Source organism: Streptomyces sp. NPDC092296 (assembly GCF_044755465.1).
GTDB lineage: Bacteria > Actinomycetota > Actinomycetes > Streptomycetales > Streptomycetaceae > Peterkaempfera.
In genome coordinates, this window is record NZ_JBIVRB010000001.1 from 727,442 (window position 1) to 744,586 (window position 17,145).

At 73.1% G+C, this 17,145-nt stretch carries 13 protein-coding genes and 1 pseudogene; 9 read left to right on the plus strand and 5 right to left on the minus strand.

The window, feature by feature from the left end; all coding sequences use genetic code 11:
- Positions 1–189: 189 nt before the first annotated feature.
- From lysX to ACIQGZ_RS03435, 7 genes and pseudogenes are all read left to right on the plus strand, one after another.
- A pseudogene (gene lysX, locus ACIQGZ_RS03405) lies at positions 190–1,713 on the plus strand (bifunctional lysylphosphatidylglycerol synthetase/lysine--tRNA ligase LysX); the annotation flags it as partial.
- Positions 1,710–1,895 carry a hypothetical protein gene (locus tag ACIQGZ_RS03410; RefSeq protein ID WP_402599040.1) on the plus strand — a complete coding sequence of 62 codons (186 nt, stop codon included), beginning with the start codon at positions 1,710–1,712 and terminating at the stop codon, positions 1,893–1,895. The pseudogene lysX and the gene ACIQGZ_RS03410, both read left to right, overlap by 4 nt.
- Positions 1,896–2,085: 190 nt before the next feature.
- The gene (locus ACIQGZ_RS03415; RefSeq protein WP_402599967.1) at positions 2,086–2,511 is read left to right on the plus strand and encodes a BlaI/MecI/CopY family transcriptional regulator; all 426 of its coding nucleotides are present in this window, start codon (positions 2,086–2,088) and stop codon (positions 2,509–2,511) included.
- Positions 2,512–2,521: 10 nt separating this feature from the next.
- Positions 2,522–3,025, plus strand: coding sequence for an amino-acid N-acetyltransferase (locus ACIQGZ_RS03420; protein WP_402599042.1), 504 nt, complete (start codon positions 2,522–2,524; stop codon positions 3,023–3,025).
- A 161-nt stretch (positions 3,026–3,186) separates the two neighbouring features.
- Positions 3,187–3,543: an Lsr2 family protein gene (locus ACIQGZ_RS03425; protein ID WP_402599043.1), complete on the plus strand. Its 357-nt coding sequence runs from the start codon at positions 3,187–3,189 to the stop codon at positions 3,541–3,543.
- 405 nt (positions 3,544–3,948) lie between these two features.
- Positions 3,949–6,456 (plus strand): ATP-dependent Clp protease ATP-binding subunit, encoded by a 2,508-nt coding sequence (locus tag ACIQGZ_RS03430; RefSeq protein WP_402599044.1) that lies wholly within the window; start codon positions 3,949–3,951, stop codon positions 6,454–6,456.
- Between the two features lie 162 nt (positions 6,457–6,618).
- Complete coding sequence (locus ACIQGZ_RS03435) at positions 6,619–7,335, plus strand: L,D-transpeptidase family protein (RefSeq protein WP_402599045.1); 717 nt, start codon at positions 6,619–6,621, stop codon at positions 7,333–7,335.
- A gap of 100 nt (positions 7,336–7,435) precedes the next feature.
- On the opposite strand, the gene ACIQGZ_RS03440 is transcribed toward ACIQGZ_RS03435, so the two are convergent.
- The 3 genes from ACIQGZ_RS03440 to ACIQGZ_RS03450 all read right to left on the minus strand — a co-directional run bounded on the left by ACIQGZ_RS03440 (position 7,436) and on the right by ACIQGZ_RS03450 (position 10,554).
- Entirely contained in the window at positions 7,436–8,314 is an 879-nt protein-coding gene (locus tag ACIQGZ_RS03440) for a M23 family metallopeptidase (protein WP_402599047.1), read from the minus strand.
- A gap of 400 nt (positions 8,315–8,714) precedes the next feature.
- Positions 8,715–9,326: a TetR/AcrR family transcriptional regulator gene (locus ACIQGZ_RS03445; protein WP_402599049.1), complete on the minus strand. Its 612-nt coding sequence runs from the start codon at positions 9,324–9,326 to the stop codon at positions 8,715–8,717.
- A gap of 313 nt (positions 9,327–9,639) precedes the next feature.
- Entirely contained in the window at positions 9,640–10,554 is a 915-nt protein-coding gene (locus ACIQGZ_RS03450; protein WP_402599050.1) for an A/G-specific adenine glycosylase, read from the minus strand.
- Positions 10,555–10,690: 136 nt separating this feature from the next.
- On the opposite strand from ACIQGZ_RS03450, the gene ACIQGZ_RS03455 reads away from it, so the two are divergent.
- Positions 10,691–11,725, plus strand: a complete 1,035-nt coding sequence (locus ACIQGZ_RS03455) for a hypothetical protein (protein WP_402599052.1) — start codon at positions 10,691–10,693, stop codon at positions 11,723–11,725.
- A gap of 120 nt (positions 11,726–11,845) precedes the next feature.
- Here the strand turns inward: ACIQGZ_RS03455 and disA are convergent, their stop codons facing one another.
- Together disA and radA are read right to left on the minus strand one after the other, a co-directional pair.
- A complete protein-coding gene (disA, locus tag ACIQGZ_RS03460; protein ID WP_402599054.1) occupies positions 11,846–12,952 on the minus strand; it encodes a DNA integrity scanning diadenylate cyclase DisA in 1,107 nt (368 codons plus the stop codon).
- A gap of 132 nt (positions 12,953–13,084) precedes the next feature.
- Positions 13,085–14,680, minus strand: a complete 1,596-nt coding sequence (gene radA, locus ACIQGZ_RS03465; protein WP_402599055.1) for a DNA repair protein RadA — start codon at positions 14,678–14,680, stop codon at positions 13,085–13,087.
- Between the two features lie 155 nt (positions 14,681–14,835).
- Between radA and ACIQGZ_RS03470 the strand changes: the two genes are divergently transcribed.
- Entirely contained in the window at positions 14,836–17,127 is a 2,292-nt protein-coding gene (locus ACIQGZ_RS03470; protein ID WP_402599056.1) for a hypothetical protein, read from the plus strand.
- The last annotated feature ends 18 nt before the right edge of the window (positions 17,128–17,145 follow it).

Below are 17,145 nucleotides of genomic sequence, written 5' to 3' on the forward strand. Positions count from 1 at the left end.
GCGCGACCAGCCACCCACCTGCCCGCAGCTGTCCCATTCACGTGACCACCCGCCCCGCCGGGCCCGCGAGCAGCCTCCGACGCACCCGCAGCCGACCCCACCGGCCCAAGCCGACCCGCCGCCCCGGTCCCGGCCCCGCAGGTGAAACCGGTTGGCGGGGCACCCCGGGGCTGTCGATACCCTGGGGGCGTGACAGAGCAGACCGCCGCCCCCGCCGCCCCGGACGACCTTCCCGAGCAGATGCGGGTCCGGCGCGAGAAGCTGGACCGGCTGCGCGCAGCCGGCGTCGACCCGTACCCGGTCGGCTTCCCGCGCACCACCACCATCGCGGACCTGCGGGCCCAGTACCCCGACCTCGCCCCCGACACCGCCACCGGCGTCCGGGCCGGCGTGACCGGCCGGGTGGTGCTGAGCCGGACCGGCGGCAAGCTCTGCTTCGCCACGCTGCGCGACGGCAGCGGCGACCTCCAGGTCATGCTCTCGCTGGACAAGCTGGGCGAGGACCGCCTCGCCGAGTGGAAGCGCGACATCGATCTGGGCGACCACGTCGGCGTCGAGGGCGAGGTGATCACCTCCCGCCGCGGCGAGCTGTCGGTGATGGTCGACCGCTGGGAGCTCACCGCCAAGTGCCTGCGCCCGCTGCCGGACAAGCACAAGGGCCTCACCGACCCCGAGGCCCGGGTCCGCCAGCGCTATGTGGACCTGATCGTGAACCCCGAGGCGCGCGAGATGCTCCAGCTGCGCAGCCGGGTGGTCCGCTCGATCCGCCGCACGTACGAGGACCGGGGCTTCACCGAGGTCGAGACCCCGATGCTGCAGCCGATCCACGGCGGCGCCAACGCCCGGCCGTTCATCACCCACATCAACGCCTATGACATCGACCTGTATCTGCGGATCGCCACCGAGCTGTACCTCAAGCGGCTGGTGGTCGGCGGCGTGGAGAAGGTCTTCGAGATCAACCGGAACTTCCGCAACGAGGGCGCCGACGCGACCCACAACCCGGAGTTCACCGCGCTGGAGTCGTACGAGGCGTACGGCGACTACGACACCCAGGCCGAGCTGACCCGCACGCTGGTCCTGAACGCCGCCCGCGACGCGCTGGGCACCACCGTGGTGCGCGGCACCGACGCGCACGGCGTGGAGCGTGAGATCGACCTGGCCGAGCCGTGGAGCGAGGTCACCGTCTACGGCGGCATCTCCGAGCGGCTGGGCGAGGAGATCAGCCCGGAGACGTCGGTGGAGCGGCTGCGCAAGCTGGCCGAGGCGGCGGGCGTACCCTACGAGCAGCAGTGGGGCCACGGCCAGATCGTGCTGGAGATGGTCGAGCGGCTGCTGGAGGAGAACGCGGTCACCCCGACCTTCATCAAGGACTACCCGGTCGAGGTCTCCCCGCTGACCCGCCGGCACCGCAGCGTCCCCGGTGTCGCGGAGAAGTGGGACCTGGTGATCTTCGGTACCGAGATCGCCACCGCCTACTCCGAGCTGGTCGACCCGATCGAGCAGCGGGCCAGGCTCACCGCGCAGTCGCTGCTGGCGGCGGGCGGTGACATCGAGGCCATGCAGCTCGACGAGGACTTCCTGCGCGCCCTGGAGTACGCCATGCCGCCGACCGGCGGGATGGGCATGGGCGTGGACCGCCTCATCATGCTGCTCACCGGAAAGAACATCCGGGAGACCGTGCTCTTCCCCCTGGTCAAGCCCGAAGGAGCGTGACAGTAGTGGACTACGTCGGTGCGATCGTCCCGCCGCTGGTGATGGCGGTCGGATTCACCTTCCTCATCCGGGCGATCGTCCGGAGCCAGGGCGGCGCCCAGAAGGCCAAGGAGGACGCGTACGCGGACGCCCTCGCCGCCACGGCCGCGACCCCCGCCGCCGGGCCCGGCACGGCCGAATAACGCCGCTCCGGGCCGCCCGGGGCTCCGGGCATCCAGCGCAGGACGCGAAGCCGCCACCGCAGCCGGTGGCGGCTTCGCCGCGTCCCGGCCTCCTCCCACGCCACGCCGGAATTACCGAATAGGGTGTATTTGTCTGCTTCACTCCCTACTGTGGGGGCGCTGCCGGACTCGGCCGATGGAGGTGATCCGGATGGTGCGGCAACTCGGTGAGCTTGAGAACGAGGTCATGACGAGGGTCTGGCAGTGGAACCGCCCGGTGACCGTTCGCGAGGTGCTGGAGGATCTGCACCGGGAACGGGAGATCGCGTACACCACCGTGATGACGGTGATGGACAAGCTGTTCCAGAAGGGGTGGCTGCGCCGGGAACGCGAGGGGCGGGCCTACCGATATGAACCGGTCAGTTCCCGCGAGGCATACACCGCGGCGCTGATGAACGACGCGTGGGCCACCAGTGACAACCCGGCCGCCGCCCTGGTGCACTTCTTCGGGATGATGTCTCCCGAGCAGCAGGACGCCTTGCGTGACGCATTGCGGGTCGCCGCACCCCCACCCGATCAGGCGGTAGCCGATCCGGCGGCGGGGGAGGGCGGATCGGGAGACGGCGCGGCACGATAGCGTCATCTCCATGGAGGTCACGATCCGCCGGGCGCGGACAAGCGATGTGCGGGCGGTGCGCGGGCTCATCGACGGGTATGCGCGGGAGCGGATTCTGCTCGACAAACCGACCGTCACGCTCTTCGAGGACGTTCAGGAGTTCTGGGTCGCCGAGCGCGACTGCGACGGCAAGGTGGTGGCGTGCGGCGCGCTGCACGTCATGTGGGAGGACCTGGCCGAGGTGCGCACCCTGGCGGTGCACCCGTCCTGCCTGGGCCACGGCGTCGGCCACCAGCTGCTGGAGAAGCTGCTGCACACCGCAGGCTGGCTGGGCGTGCGGCGTATTTTCTGTCTGACGTTCGAGGTGGAGTTCTTCGCCAAACACGGCTTCGTGGAGATCGGTGAGGCACCGGTCGAGGGCGATGTCTACGAAGAGCTGCTGCGTTCGTACGACGAGGGTGTGGCCGAGTTCCTGGATCTCGAACGCGTGAAGCCGAACACCCTCGGCAACTCGCGCATGCTGCTGCTGTTGTGAAGGAACTGCGCCGACTCTGGTACGCGGACACCTCGACTGGTATGGCGTGGGTGCGAGCGGTGTAGCCGCAGGGGCGTGTTCGTCCGCAGGGTTTGTGTTTTCCGCGAAAAGGCGCTTTGCTTTCCTCAAGGCAATCCGTCGTTTAGTGGAAAGGGAAGCCGGTGGCGCAGAAGGTACAGGTTCTTCTTGTCGACGATCTCGACGGTGGCGAGGCGGACGAGACGGTCACGTTCGCACTTGATGGTGTTGCCTACGAGATCGACCTCAAGAGCGAGAATGCGGACAGGCTGCGTGAGCTGCTCGCACCGTTCGTCGACAAGGGGCGTAAGCAGAGCGGCCGGCTGAGCGGCAACCGCGGCGCCCGCGCCCGGACGTCCGCTGCGGCGGGCCGCCCGGCGGGCGGCAGCCAGGACACCGCGAAGATCCGCGCGTGGGCCAAGGACAACGGCTACACGGTGAACGACCGCGGCCGCGTCCCCAGCACGGTGCGTGAGGCGTACGAGAAGGCCCACGCCTGACCGGATGCGGGGCGGCGCAGCCATACGGGGCGCGGAGGTTCTCCTCCGTGCCCCGGCGGCCGTCCGCAGGCCGTCCGTACCAGTCCGTGCCGCGGTGGAATCGGGGATGGAACCCGGGCCGCCACGGGTATATGGCTGACGACGAAACGATCCCCCGGGCTCTGTGGAGCCGCGTGTCGGCGGCCGCGTTCGCCATGGGCGTAGCGGTATCGGGTGGATCTGGCTGGCCTGCGGGAACATCGTCTCGCAGCATCGGGTTGGGACTGTTGTCGACTGTCGCGGGGGAACGCGTCGCGATGGGCGTCGACAGTTGAAGGTAGCTGTCCCGCTGCGCGGGACTAGCATGCGGAAGGACAGGGAGGGGACCGACCCCTAACTGCCCGACCGCTCTGAGGAGCGATAACGATGTTCGAGAGGTTCACCGACCGCGCGCGGCGGGTTGTCGTCCTGGCTCAGGAAGAGGCCCGGATGCTCAACCACAACTACATCGGTACTGAGCACATCCTCCTGGGCCTGATCCACGAGGGTGAGGGTGTCGCTGCGAAGGCCCTGGAGAGCCTCGGGATTTCGCTCGAGGCGGTCCGCCAGCAGGTGGAGGAGATCATCGGGCAGGGCCAGCAGGCCCCGTCCGGGCACATCCCCTTCACCCCCCGTGCCAAGAAGGTGCTTGAGCTCTCCCTGAGGGAGGCCCTGCAGCTCGGCCACAACTACATCGGCACCGAGCACATCCTGCTCGGCCTGATCCGGGAGGGCGAGGGCGTCGCCGCCCAGGTCCTGGTGAAGCTCGGCGCCGACCTCAACCGGGTGCGGCAGCAGGTCATCCAGCTGCTCTCCGGTTACCAGGGCAAGGAGACCGCCACCGCCGGCGGCCCGGCCGAGGGCACCCCCTCGACCTCCCTGGTCCTCGACCAGTTCGGCCGCAACCTCACGCAGGCCGCACGCGAGGCCAAGCTCGACCCGGTCATCGGGCGCGAGAAGGAGATCGAGCGGGTCATGCAGGTGCTGTCCCGCCGCACCAAGAACAACCCGGTGCTGATCGGCGAGCCCGGCGTCGGCAAGACCGCCGTGGTCGAGGGCCTCGCCCAGGCCATCGTCAAGGGCGAGGTCCCGGAGACGCTGAAGGACAAGCAGCTCTACACCCTCGACCTGGGCGCGCTGGTCGCCGGCTCCCGCTACCGCGGTGACTTCGAGGAGCGCCTGAAGAAGGTGCTCAAGGAGATCCGCACCCGCGGCGACATCATCCTGTTCATCGACGAGCTGCACACCCTGGTCGGTGCGGGCGCCGCCGAGGGCGCCATCGACGCCGCCAGCATCCTCAAGCCGATGCTGGCCCGCGGCGAGCTCCAGACGATCGGTGCCACCACGCTGGACGAGTACCGCAAGCACCTGGAGAAGGACGCCGCGCTGGAGCGCCGCTTCCAGCCCATCCAGGTCGCGGAGCCGTCGCTGCCGCACACCATCGAGATCCTCAAGGGGCTGCGTGACCGGTACGAGGCGCACCACCGCGTCTCGATCACCGACTCCGCCCTGGTCGCCGCCGCCACCCTGGCCGACCGCTACATCTCGGACCGCTTCCTCCCCGACAAGGCGATCGACCTCATCGACGAGGCCGGTTCGCGGATGCGCATCCGCCGGATGACCGCGCCGCCGGACCTGCGCGAGTTCGACGAGAAGATCGCCGACGTGCGCCGGGAGAAGGAGTCCGCGATCGACGCGCAGGACTTCGAGAAGGCCGCCTCGCTCCGGGACAAGGAGAAGCAGCTCCTCACCGCCAAGGCGAAGCGGGAGAAGGAGTGGAAGGCCGGCGACATGGACGTCGTCGCGGAGGTGGACGAGGAGCTGATCGCGGAGGTCCTGGCCACCGCCACCGGCATCCCGGTCTTCAAGCTCACCGAGGAGGAGTCCTCCCGGCTGCTGCGCATGGAGGACGAGCTCCACAAGCGCGTCATCGGGCAGAAGGACGCCATCCGGGCGCTTTCCCAGGCCATCCGCCGTACGCGGGCCGGCCTCAAGGACCCCAAGCGCCCCGGCGGCTCGTTCATCTTCGCCGGCCCGTCCGGCGTCGGTAAGACCGAGCTGAGCAAGACCCTCGCCGAATTCCTCTTCGGCGACGAGGACGCGCTCATCCAGCTCGACATGTCGGAGTTCTCCGAGAAGCACACCGTCTCCCGCCTCTTCGGCTCGCCCCCCGGCTATGTCGGATACGAGGAGGGCGGCCAGCTCACCGAGAAGGTGCGCCGCAAGCCGTTCTCGGTCGTCCTCTTCGACGAGGTCGAGAAGGCCCACCCGGACATCTTCAACTCGCTGCTGCAGATCCTGGAGGACGGTCGGCTGACCGACTCCCAGGGCCGGGTGGTGGACTTCAAGAACACGGTCATCATCATGACCACCAACCTCGGCACCCGGGACATCTCCAAGGGTTTCAACCTGGGCTTCGCCGCCCAGGGAGACATCCAGACCGGATACGACCGGATGAAGGCCAAGGTCGGCGAGGAACTCAAGCAGCACTTCCGGCCGGAGTTCCTCAACCGCGTCGATGACATCGTGGTGTTCCACCAGCTGTCCGAGGAAGACATCATCCAGATCGTCGACCTCATGATCGCCAAGGTGGACGAGCGGCTCAAGGACCGCGACATGGCCATCGAGCTCGGTACCGAGGCCAAGAAGCTGCTCGCCAAGAAGGGCTACGACCCGATCCTGGGCGCCCGCCCGCTGCGCCGCACCATCCAGCGCGAGATCGAGGACGTGCTCTCCGAGAAGATCCTCTTCGGTGAGCTGCGCCCCGGTCACATCGTGGTGGTCGACACGGAGGGCGAGGGCAAGGAAGCCAAGTTCACCTTCCGTGGCGAGGAGAAGGTGCCGGTCGCGGACGTCCCGCCGGTCACCGCCGCCGGCCCGGACCTCACCAAGTAGCAGACCGCGCCATCCGACGCCCCGCCGCCTCCCCGGAGGCGGCGGGGCGTCGGCATGTCCGGGGTTGGTACCAGATGTCGGCGTTGGTACGGCGGCCGGCTGACCGGGTGTTACGGTCGAATCCACGAGAGCGGGGAGGTCGGGGTGCGGGCCGGTCGATGGGTGGGTACTGCGGTGGCGCTGGCGGGGCTGGCACTGCCGCTGACCGCGTGCGGCAGCAGCGGCGGAGCACGACCGGCTGCGGGGGCCACACCACCGGCGGTCCGGGTGGCCGCCTCGCCGTCAGCGACGCCCGACGGCCGGCTCGACGGGCTGTCCCAGCGCTGGCTGGCGAAGATCCCCGCGCAGACCCGGCAGGTGGTGGTGGCGTACGGCGACGGCGTCGACGCGGCCACCGGCAAGGTGACGCTGTACCAGAAGACCGGCAGCCGCTGGATCGCCGAGGCCAGTTGGGACTCCCACAACGGCCGGCGCGGCTGGACGCCCGCACACCACGAGAACGACCTGCGCAGCCCGGAGGGCGTCTTCACCCTCACCGACGCGGGCGGCGTGCTGCCCGACCCCGGCTCCAAGCTGCCGTACCACCAGGACCCGGCCTTCACCCCGCCGGCCTCCTGGGGCGCCTCGCACCGGCATGACTTCGACTATGTGATCGCCATCGACTACAACCGGGTGCAGGGCTCCTCGCCGCTGGACGCCCGGCGGCCGCAGGGCGAGTCCAAGGGCGGCGGCATCTGGCTGCACCTCGACCCCGGCAAGGGCTCCTCGGCCTGTGTGACCCTGCCCAAGGCGGCGGTCAAGCAGCTGCTGCGCACCCTCGACCCGGCGCAGCACCCGGTCGTGGTGATGGGTGACCGCGCGGACCTCGCCAAGGCGTAGCGGCCCGCCGGCCGGGCATGCCGCAGGCCCCGCCGTCCCAGGAGGGACGGCGGGGCCTGCGGCGTTGCTGCTCAGCCGGGATGGCCGGCCGGGGTCGGGGTCAGAGCGAGACGCCCTTGCCCTGGAGGTAGGAGACGGGGTTGATGACCGCGCCGTAGCTGTTGGTGGTGCGGATCTCGAAGTGCATGTGCGGACCGGTCGAGTTGCCGGTGTTGCCGGAGCGGCCGATCTGCTGGCCGGCGGAGAGCGTCTGGCCGGCGCTGACGCTCACCGAGGACATGTGGGCGTACAGCGCGTAGTGGCCGTCGGCCAGCCGCAGGGTGACCGAGTTGCCGTAGGCACCGGCCCAGCCCGCCGAGACGACGGTGGAGTTGCCGACCGCGTACAGCGGGGTGCCGACAGAGACCGCGAAGTCGCAGCCGGTGTGGTAGCCGGCGGCGTAGCCGCTGTTCGGCACGCCGAAGGGCTGGCTGAGCGAGGTGCCGCGCGGCACCGGGGAGGCGTAGCCGGAGGCGGCGGGGGTGCCGAGGGTCGGCCGGTTCGCAGCGCGGGAGGCGGCGTTGGCGGCGGCTATCCGGTGCGCCTCGTGGGCCGCGTGGTCGGCGTGGGAGCCGGCCTTGGCGCGGGCGGCGGCGTTGGCCGCGGCGATCACATGGGCCTGGTGGGCCGCGTGGGCGTCGCTGGCGGCCTTGGCGCGGGCGGCGGCGTTGGCGGCCGCGATGGTGTGCGCCTCATGGGCGGCGTGCGCCGCGTGGGAGGCGGCGGACGCCTTGGCGGCCTCGTTGGCCAGGTGGACCAGGTGCGCGATGTGGGCGCGGTGGTTGACGTGGTTGACGTGCGCCTCGTGGGCGGTCATGGACGGGCCCGGTGCGCCGTCCGCAGCGAAGGCGGTGCCGGTCAGGGTGGCGCCGACGACGGCGGCACCGGCGAGCACGGCGGCCAGGCGGGTGGGACGGAGACGGGGGGTGCGGTGCTTCACGCTGGGTGTCCTCTATCGGTTCGACGGCCCGGTGATCCGCATCGGCACGGTGAGGTGCCGGTTGCGCGGGCCGGGGCCCCGACTCTGGGCGGGGGCTTCAGCGGTCGGGGGGCCGATCGAACGATGAGGTGTTTCGATCTGCCCCTCGGCGGGCAGACCAAGTCCTAACAGAGGCCGTTGGCCGTCCCAAAGCCCCGGCTTTACTACGCATGTCCGTATTCGCCCCAGCACCTGGCGGACATCTGTGCGTATACACACGCTCTGAGCTGGTGCCGGGCGGACGCCTTCCGGCTACGAGAGCCGATAGTGATCGCCGCAACCGCTGTGACCGGGCTCACGGCTTCAGGCCCGTTCCGACGGGTACGGCGACCCCCGTTGTCGTCCCGCGTTGTCGTACCGCTCAGACCTCCGTCGCCGCGTCCTTGCCGTCGGTCGCCTCGGGCGTGATGCGCTGGACGATCTCCAGGGCGACCTCCAGTGCGGCGGCCTGCCGGTCGGCGGCGGGGCACTGGTGTCCCTCCGGCTCCTCCTGGAGCATGAAGAGGCCCGCGTTGATGGTGAGCAGGGCCACCACGGCCCGGACCCGGTCCTGGTAGCTGCTCTCCGGACCCTGGATGAGCTGCACCATCGCGATCATCCGCTCCTTGAACAGCGCCCCCGCGTTCAGCTCGCGCACGGCGGGCTGGTTCTCGTGGAAGAAGCGGAGCAGCCCGCTGCGGGCCGTCATCCCGTCGGCGAAGCGGCGCACCAGCTCATCGCGCAGTTCCGGCGACCAGGGCCGCTCCCGGCCCCAGGCGATGGCCTCGTCGATCGGCGCCGACATGCTCTCCACGATGCCGCGGACGATGTCGTCCTTGGTCTTGAAGTGGTAGTAGAGAGCGGCCTTGGTGACCCCGAGCCGGTCCGCGATCTCGCGCAGCGACGTCTTCTCGTACCCCTGCTCGGAGAACAGTTCGAGGGCCACGTCCAGGATGCGTGCCCTGGTGTCGCCGCGAGGCGTGTGGATGCTCATCGCTACGGTCGTGTCCCTCGGTCGTTGCCCGGCCGACGGGCGTCGGCCGATCTTCAGCTGTCCATTCTCTTCCCCCCGGGTGGCCGCCGGTCAAAAATCAACTTGACGGTCGGCTGATACGCAGCCTAGCCTGCCCAGCCCTCGGATACTAGCCGGTCGTCAAGCAAGCGGCTGTGGCGCCACCGGCACCCGGGCCGCTCCTCTTCGACAGCGGTGGGGTTCGACGGTGGCGGGGTTCGACAGCGGCGGGGTTCGACGGTGGCGGGGCCGGGCACCCGTCACGGGTGCCCGGCCCCACCACTCGCGTATGTCGTCAGCTCGCCGCAGGTGACCTCGGCAGCCGGTAGACGCCCGGCTCCACCGGCTCCACCAGACCGTCGGCCACCAGCCCGTCCAGTGCCCTGGCCCGCTGGATCGGCTCGTCCCACACCGCGTCCAGCTCGGCCTGGCGCACCTCGCCGTGCGCCTCCCGCAGCACGGCCAGCAGCTTGCCGCGCACCTGCCGGTCGGTCCCGGCGTAGGTCTGGCCGCGCCGGGGCGGACCGTCGTACGCCGGGCTGCCCGCCAGCCGCCAGGCGCACATCGCCGCCAGCGGGCAGCCGCCGCAGCGCGGGGTGCGGGCCGTGCAGACCAGCGCCCCCAGCTCCATCACCGCCACCGCCCAGGTCGCGGCGGTGGCGTCGGCGGCCGGCAGCAGCGCCGTCGCGGTGCGGCGCTCGGCGGCGGTGGTCGCGGTCGGCGGGTACTCCACCGCGTCCACCAGCCGGGCGAAGACCCGCCGCACATTGGTGTCCAGCACCGCGTGCCGGCGGCGGAAGGCGAAGGAGGCGACGGCGGCGGCGGTGTACTCCCCGACGCCGGGCAGCGCCAGCAGCTCGGCGTGGTCGGAGGGCACCTCCCCGCCGTGCCGCTCGGTGATGGCGGTCGCGGCGGCGTGCAGCCGCAGCGCCCGGCGCGGATACCCCAGGCGGCCCCACATCCGGACCGCCTCCCCGGGCGCGTCGGCGGCCAGCGCGGCGGGGGTGGGCCAGCGCTCCAGCCAGGCGGCGTACGCGGGCAGCACCCGCTTCACCGGCGTCTGCTGGAGCATGAACTCACTGACCATCACCGCCCATGGCGTCGCCTCGGGGGCGCGCCAGGGCAGGTCGCGGGCGTTGGCCGCGTACCAGTCGAGCACGGTGGTGTGGAGCAGCGGAAGCGGCAGCGGCAAGGTGGTTTCTCCGGACATCTCGCCCCGATCCTCCCATGACTCTCGGCCGACTGGCCGTCGCCTGGGCGGAGCAACAGGCTGATGATCTGAAAGAAGGGCTCCGGCTGAGGTGTTGCTGCACTGAGCGGTGGTTGATCTCTCGTAGAGTTTGTGCGTGCCTTCTATGCGCCATCCCGTCGGACCGCTGCCCGCGTCGATCTACTGGCGGCGGCGACTCGTCGTGCTCATCGCGCTGCTCGCGGTGGCGGCGCTGATCTTCTGGCTGACGATGGGCGGCAAGGACTCCCCGCAGGCGACGGGCAGCCACCCCACACCGGCCCAGTCGATCACCCCGGGCACCGGGCCCAGCGGCTCCGCGATCAGCAGCCGACCGGGCGGCCCCGGCGGCTCGGGGTCGGGGCATTCCGGCTCCGGCTCCGGTGGGTCCGCCGGGTCCGCCGGGTCCGGCGGCGGCGCTTCGGCGAGCCACGACCCGTCCGGGCCGGGCACCGGCGGCGACGAGGGCGCATCGGGTGCCGGCGACGGCAGCGGCGGCAGTGGCGACGGCAGCGGGGGGACCGGCGGTGGCGGCAGTGACGTCAGCCTCTCCGGCGGAGTGAGCGGCGGCACCTCGAACGACGGCTCGGGCGGCTCCGGCGGCTCGGGGGGCGCGGACGGTTCCGGTGGTTCCGGTGGCTCGGGTGGCTCGGGTGGACCCAGCGGTTCGGACGCCGGCAGCGGCGGACCGGGCGGCCTGCGCTCCGGCGACGTACAGGTCAACACCCCGGACGTGCGGGCGCTGCCGGTCTGCGCCACCCCCAAGGTGTCGCTGGAGCTGACCAGCGTGCAGAACGCGTACCAGCCGAAGGACCGGCCGCGCTTCCAGCTGACCGTACGCAACTCCGGCGGCGCCTGCCGGGTCGACCTCGGCCGGACGGCGTCGCTGGTCACGGTGAGCGAGGCCACCGCCGGCCGGATCTGGTCCTCCGGCGACTGCCCGACCGACCGCAGCGCCGCCTGGGTCGGCATCGCGGCGGGCAGCGCCGTCACCGAGACCTTCAGCTGGGACCGCAGCCACAGCACCCCGCAGTGCGCCACCCCCACCCCGGGCGGCACCGCCGGGGACGGCGTCTACCTGGTGCAGGCCACCCTCAGCGGCGTCTCCGGCACCCCGGTGACCGCCCGCGCGTCCTTCCGCCTGGAGAGCTGACCGCCACCCGACCGGCCACCGGTGCCGCCGTGCCCGCCGTCAGGTGACGCGGCTGCGCCGGAGGCGGAGGACCTGGCGGCCGTCGAGGCCGAGCCGCCAGCGGCCGCGGGTGAGCGGCATTCAAACGTAGCGTTCGAGGATGGAGGACTCGGCGAGGCGGGAGAGGCCCTCGCGGACCGAGCGGGCGCGGGCCTCGCCCACGCCGTCGACGGCCTGGAGGTCGTCCACACTGGCGGCGAGCAGCTTCTGCAGGCCGCCGAAGTGCTCGACCAGCCGCTCGATGACGGTGTTGGGCAGCCGCGGCACCTTGGCCAGCAGCCGGTAGCCGCGCGGGGAGACGGCCGAGTCCAGCGCCTCGGGCGTACCGGGGTGGCCGAGCGCCTTGGCGACGGCCTGCACATCCAGCAGCTCGGACTGGCTGAGCGCGTCGAGGTCGGCCAGGACGTCGTTGACGGTGCGGCCCTTCTTGGCGGCGCGCTCCGGGAAGTAGTCGCGGGCCACCAGCTCGCGCTCCGGCTCCACGCCCGCGATCAGCTCGTCCAACTGGAGCGAGAGCAGCCGGCCGTCGGTGCCCAGCTCCACCACATAGCCGGCGATCTCGGTGGCGATCCGGCGGACCATCTCCAGCCGCTGGGCGACGGCGGTGACATCGCGGACGGTGACCAGGTCCTCGATCTCCAGGGCGGAGAGGGTGCCCGCCACCTCGTCCAGCCGGAGCTTGTAGCGCTCCAGGGTGGCCAGCGCCTGGTTGGCGCGGGAGAGGATCGCGGCGGAGTCCTCCAGCACCCGGCGCTGGCCGTTGACGTAGAGCGCGATCAGCCGCATGGAGTGGCTGACCGAGACGACCGGGTACCCGGTCTGCTTGTTGACCCGCTCGGCGGTGCGGTGCCGGGTGCCGGTCTCGTCGGTGGGGATGGTGGAGTCGGGCACCAGGTGCACCCCGGCTCGTACGATCTTGGTGATGTCCTTGTCCAGGACCACCGCGCCGTCGAGCTTGCACAGCTCCCGCAGCCGGGTCGCGGAGAACTCCACGTCCAGCACGAAGCCGCCGGTGCAGATCGGCTCCACGGCCTTGTCGAAGCCCAGCACGATCAGGCCGCCGGTGTTGCCCCGGAGCACCCGCTCCAAGCCGTCGCGCAGGGCCGTACCGGGCGCGACGGAACTGAGGGAGGCACGCAGCAGGGCCTCCTCGCGGGGGGACTTCTCCGCCCGGTCGTTGGCTGCCACTGGACTCCCTCGGTCGGCCGGCGGTGCGGTCTGCCGACGTTCTGCCGCTCTGCCTTGGTGCGATCAGGGCAAAGTTTACCGTCGGGCGGTGCGCACGGGTGGCGGGTCGGCGCACGGCGACCCGATAAGGGGTCAGAAGGGCTCCGCCGCGCCCTCCGGCTCGACCGCGTCCCACCCGCTCATCAGGTCCGCGCCGGGCGCGGGGATGTCCGCCGCCGCCCTGGCACGCGGCCGCTTCACGGGGCGCTCCGCCGCGCCCAGCGCGGAACCCTCCCGCGCCGAGCCCGCCTGCGCCGAACCCTCCCGCGCCGAGCCCGCCTGCTCTTCGCCGGACCGGCCGGAGCGGCGGCGCCCGGGGATCGCGGCCAGCGCCTCCCCGATGTCCGTGACCTCGACCACCCGCATCCCCTGCGGCACCCGGCCCGGGTCCGGCGGCACCAGGGCGTGGGTGAAGCCCAGCCGGTGCGCCTCGGCCAGCCGCCGCTGCACGCCGTTGACCCGGCGCACCTCGCCGGCCAGGCCGACCTCACCGATGGCCACCAGGTTGTTGGGCAGCGGGGTGTTGGCCGCCGAACTGGCCACCGACAGCGCGATCGCCAGGTCGGCGGCGGGCTCGGTGAGCCGCACCCCGCCCACGGTGGCGGTGTAGATGTCCTGCTTGCCGAGCCGCACGCCGCCGTGCCGCTCCACCACGGCGAGCACCATGGCGATACGCGGCGAATCCAGCCCCGAGGTGGTGCGGCGGGGCGAGGGGATCTGCGAATCCACCATCAGCGCCTGCACCTCCGCGACCAGCGGGCGGCGGCCCTCCAGCGTCACCGTCAGGCAGGTGCCGGGCACCGGCTTGGCGCGGCGGGTGAGGAAGAGGCCGGACGGGTCGGCCAGCCCCGTGATGCCCTCGTCGTGCAGCTCGAAGCAGCCCACCTCGTCGGTGGCGCCATAGCGGTTCTTGATGCCCCGGATCAGCCGCAGCCGGGCGTGCCGGTCGCCCTCGAAGTGCAGCACCACGTCGACCAGGTGCTCCAGCAGGCGCGGACCGGCGATGGAGCCGTCCTTGGTGACATGGCCGACCAGCAGGGTGGCCATGCCCCGGTCCTTGGAGGCCCGGATCAGCGCGGCGGCGACCTCGCGGACCTGCGCCATGCCGCCGGGCGCGCCGTCCAGCTCGGCGGAGGCGATGGTCTGCACCGAATCCAGCACCAGCAGCGACGGGCCGACCTGGTCGATGTGGCCGAGCACGGCGGCCAGATCGGTCTCGGCGGCCAGGTAGAGGTGGTCGGACAGCGCGTTGATCCGGTCGGCGCGCAACCGGACCTGCCCGGCCGACTCCTCGCCGGTGACGTACAGCGTGCGGTGCTGCGCGGAGGCGGCCTTGGCGGCGACGTCCAGCAGCAGGGTGGACTTGCCGACGCCGGGCTCACCGGCCAGCAGCGCCACCGCGCCGGGCACCAGACCGCCGCCCAGCACCCGGTCCAGCTCGTCGACGCCGGTGGGCCGGGCGGTGGCCACCTGCCCGTCCACCTGGGCGATCGGGCGGGCGGGCGCGCTGACCGGGCCGGCGGCGGTGGTGCGCAGCGGCACCGCACCGTACTCCTCCACGGTGCCCCAGGCGTTGCACTCGGGGCAGCGGCCCACCCACTTGGGGAGCTGGTTGCCGCACTCGGTGCAGCGGTAGGCGGGACGGGGGGCCTTGGCGGAGGATCGGCCGGCGGAGGTTCGGGCTGCCATGCGGTGAACCGTACAAGGGGGGTACGACAGCGCGGCGCGCGGCGGCCCCCGCGAGCGGCCCGCCGTCACCCGGGACGGTGGGAGGCGTTACCCGAAAGAAGGACGTGTCGCGCAACGGCCCCGACCCGGACGGGCGGTCCCCTAACGTCGGCAGGATGACGACCAGCCCCGACACCCACATGCCCCCGGCGGGCGGATCGGCGCCGCGCGGGACGGAGCGTCCCGAGGTGGCGTGCGCCCGGCAGGTGGACGGTCTGTTCACCTACTGCCTGTCCGTGCTCTGCGACCACGACGCCGCGCTGGCCGCCGTCCGGTCGGTACGGGAGATGGCGGTCCGCCACCACGACCGGCTGCGCGACCCCGCACTGCTGCGGGCCTGGCTGTACTCGCTGGCGCGGTACGCCTGCCTGCTGCGGCTGGAGGACGCCGAGCCGGACGGCGGCAGCGCCGGGCCGCCGCCCACCGCCGCGCAGGAGCGGGAGCGGCGCGACCGGCTCGCCGTGCTGGCCTGGCCGGAGGCGGCCGGGACCACGGCGCAGCAGCGGGAGGCGCTGGAGCTGGCGGTGCGGCACGGGCTGGCGCCCGCCGAGGTGGCGGCGGTGCTGGGGCTGGAGCCGGAGGCGGCTTCGGTGCTGCTGGCGCAGGCGGCCTGCGAGGTGGAGCGGACCCGGACGGCCCTGCGGGTGCTGGCCGCCGCCGACTGTCCGGAGCTGGAGCGGCTCGGCGGTGGGCGGCCGGCGCCGGACCGGGGCGGCCTGCCGGGTCCGGCGCTCCGCCGCGAGGTGGTGCAGCACCTGGACGGCTGCCCGACCTGCCGGGCCACGGCGGAGCGGGCGGTGGCGGGCGACCCCTGGCCGGGGGCGGCGGTGTTGCGGGCGGGTGGCCCAGCGGGGCGGGCGCTGCCGCTGCTGGCGGCCCCGGCGGGGGCGTTGGCGGAGTCCCCGGCGGGGGCGGGGCGGCGGGCGCGGCGGGGGCGGTACGGGCGGGGTGCGGGCCGGGCGGCGGACCCGGCCAGGGGGCTGACTGCGGCCCGGCTCCGGGGGTGGCTCGGCCGCCCGGCGGAGCCGGGGCGGGGCGGGGGCGCAGGTGCCGGGGGGACGGGGGGCTCGGGCGGCTCGGGGGCGGGTGCCGGTGCCGGTGCCGGGGATTCGGGGGGTGAGGGCGAGGGCGGGCCGGGGAGTGGGGGTTCGGAGGGCGCGGGCGGGGACGGGCCGGGGGCGGCCGGGGCGCCGGAGGGGCGGCGGTGGGGGGCGGTGGCGGCGGACCCCCGGTTCGACCGGCAGGGCTTCCCCCGGCACCGGGCCGACCCCACGGACCTGGGCGTGGTGCTCCGCAACCGCGCGGTGACCACCACCGTGCTGGCGGCCGTGCTGGTCGCACCGATGGCGGCCCTGTGGCTGGTGCACCGGGGCGGCGACGGGGCCGCCGGTCCGGCCACGGTGTCGGCGGTCCGGGTGGACACCCCGGAGGCGGCGTACGGGTACGCCACGGCCGAGGGCGCCTCCCGGGGCGCGGGCCCCGGCGGGCGGGGCGCGGGACGCCTCCTCGGCTCCGCCGAGCACGCCGGCCGCCACCCGCAGGCGGGGCTTGGCGAAACGTTGCCACCTGCGGCGGAGCCGCTTTCGGCGGCCGCGCTCCCGATCACGGTGGTCGGTCCGGCCGCAGGCCCGGGGGCGACCGGGACGGCGGCGCCGGGGCCGCTGGCGGCCGGGTCCGTACTGTCCGGGTCGGTACTGTCCGGGTCGGTGCTGCCCGGCGCCATGCTGTCCGCTGCCGTGCCGCCCGGTCCCGAGCAGGCCGGTCCCGAGCAGGCCGGCCCCGTGCAGTCCGGTGCTGAGCAGTCCGGTGCTGAGCAGGCCGGGCCCCCCGGGTCCGGCATCGCCGCCAAGCAGGCGGCCCCGGCCGGCCGGCTGGCCGTCGAGGCGCGGGAGTACGGCAGCCGTACGGTGGTCACGCTGACCAATCCCGGTGTCTCCACCATCGTCTGGCGGGCCGTCAGCGACACGGCGTGGTTGCAGCTCAGCCGTGACTCGGGCGCGCTGGAGGCGGGCCAGCGGATCACCGTGATCGTCACGGTGGACACGGACCGGGTGCCGCACGGCCACTGGGCGGCCCATATCGCGCTTCAGCCCTCGGACGCCGTGGTCACCCTGGAGGGCAGCGGCCGGCGCAGCGGCGAGGAGGGCAGCCACGGGCCGTCCCCGTCCCCTTCGTCGTCCCCGTCCCCATCTCCGTCCCCGTCCGGTCCGCCGCCGTCCGGTCCGCCGCCGTCGCAGGGCCCGAGCCCGTCCCCGTCCGCGCAGCCGTCCGGCACCCCGAGCGAGCCCCCGCCCGCCCCCGGCGGGCCGAGCGGGCAGCCGACGCCCGCGCAGACCCCGGAGAGCCCCCCGCCCGCGCGGCAGCCCGCCGACTCGCCGTCGGCGGCGCCCCCGACGCCGTCGCCGTAGGGGGCTGAGCCGGGCGGG

Excerpts from the sequence above, each read along its gene's own strand:
- ACIQGZ_RS03415 (WP_402599967.1), top strand. The coding sequence starts at position 2,086 with ATGGTGCGGCAACTCGGTGAGCTTGAGAACGAGGTCATGACGAGGGTC.
- ACIQGZ_RS03420 (WP_402599042.1), top strand. The coding sequence starts at position 2,522 with ATGGAGGTCACGATCCGCCGGGCGCGGACAAGCGATGTGCGGGCGGTG.
- ACIQGZ_RS03430 (WP_402599044.1), top strand. The coding sequence starts at position 3,949 with ATGTTCGAGAGGTTCACCGACCGCGCGCGGCGGGTTGTCGTCCTGGCT.
- ACIQGZ_RS03445 (WP_402599049.1), bottom strand. The coding sequence starts at position 9,326 with ATGAGCATCCACACGCCTCGCGGCGACACCAGGGCACGCATCCTGGAC.
- ACIQGZ_RS03450 (WP_402599050.1), bottom strand. The coding sequence starts at position 10,554 with ATGTCCGGAGAAACCACCTTGCCGCTGCCGCTTCCGCTGCTCCACACC.
- radA (WP_402599055.1), bottom strand. The coding sequence starts at position 14,680 with ATGGCAGCCCGAACCTCCGCCGGCCGATCCTCCGCCAAGGCCCCCCGT.
- ACIQGZ_RS03470 (WP_402599056.1), top strand. The coding sequence starts at position 14,836 with ATGACGACCAGCCCCGACACCCACATGCCCCCGGCGGGCGGATCGGCG.